Genomic DNA, 453 nt, shown 5'->3' with positions numbered 1-453 from the left:
GCCGTAGAACCGGGGGGCTACCTGGGTTTCGAGCAGTTCGTACAGGGCGGCGGCTTCGATGTCGTCGCGTTCGGCCGGGGAGGCGCCGTTGTTCGCGGTGGGGATCGCCCAGCCGTTTTCGCCGTCGAACATCTCATCCCACCAGCCGTCCAGCACGGACAGGTTCAGGGAGCCGTTGATCGCGGCCTTCATCCCGGAGGTCCCGCAGGCCTCCAAGGGCCGCAGCGGGTTGTTCAGCCACACGTCACAGCCGGGGAACAGGGTCCGGGCCATCGCGATGTCATAGTTGGGCAGGAACACGATCCGGTGCCGCACGGCCGGGTCGTCGGTGAACTTCACCAGGTCCTGGATCATCTTCTTGCCCGCGTCATCGGCCGGGTGCGACTTGCCCGCGATGACCAGCTGGATCGGGTGCTTCTTATCCAGCAGCAACGCCTTGAGCCGGTCCGGATC

The 453-nt window shown here is 66.0% G+C and carries 1 protein-coding gene; it reads right to left on the bottom strand.

From position 1 onward, the window contains the following. Nucleotides 1–453 (bottom strand): alpha-glucan family phosphorylase (glgP, locus tag LD110_RS23415; protein WP_225502339.1); only part of this gene is annotated, 453 nt, incomplete at both ends.

This window comes from Arthrobacter sp. M4, assembly GCF_020251205.1.
Lineage (GTDB): Bacteria > Actinomycetota > Actinomycetes > Actinomycetales > Micrococcaceae > Arthrobacter.
The sequence above is the reverse complement of the archived record's forward strand: the minus strand, read 5'-3'. Positions and strand labels throughout refer to the sequence as shown.